At 63.2% G+C, this 655-nt stretch carries 1 protein-coding gene; it reads left to right on the forward strand.

The annotated features are described in order from the left end of the window. Window positions 1–66: 66 nt before the first annotated feature. A partial coding sequence (locus tag NZU74_20520) for a glycosyltransferase (GenBank protein MCS6883713.1) occupies window positions 67–655 on the forward strand: 589 nt, incomplete at its 3' end.

Consider the following 655-nt stretch of genomic DNA (forward strand, 5'->3'; position numbering starts at 1 on the left):
GGGCCGGCCACGGGTGAAGGTAACGCGGGTGGAAGAGATGATGGAGATTATTCGAGCTGGCCGCTAATGCGTATTGCGATGATCGCGCCCTTCGGCATAAGGCCGAAGGGCACCCTACTGGCCCGAATGTTGCCATTGGCGCAAGCGCTGCGCCGGCGGTCCCACACAGTTGCCATTGTTGCGCCGCCGGTGCATAATCCGGCTGATGGTGGCACGACCCGCGACTATGCCGGGGTAACGGTAACACATACACCCGCACCACCGATTGGCGGCCTGCCGGCAGCCCTTTGGCATATCGTAGCACTCTGGCAAAGCGCGCGCCGGCTGCGGCCAGATGTCATCCATCTCTTCAAACCGAAAGGCTTCGGTGGGCTAGCCGTGTTGGCTCGTGGCCGGGTGCCACTAGTCGTTGATTGCGACGACTGGGAAGGACCGGGAGGCTGGAATGACCTGCTGCCCTACCCGCCACCGGCGAAAGCGCTCTTTGCATGGCAAGAGCGTGATCTCCCTCGTCGCGCCGGCGCAGTGACGGTAGTTTCCCATACCCTCGAAACGCTGGTGTGGGCAATGGGTGTGCCGCCGCAGCGCGTCTTTTACCTCCCCAACGGTGCAGCGCCTACCGAACCACCACTGCCGCAACCAACCCCTCACCCGA

The sequence above is a fragment of the Chloroflexaceae bacterium genome (assembly GCA_025057155.1).
Classification (GTDB): Bacteria; Chloroflexota; Chloroflexia; order Chloroflexales; family Chloroflexaceae; genus JACAEO01.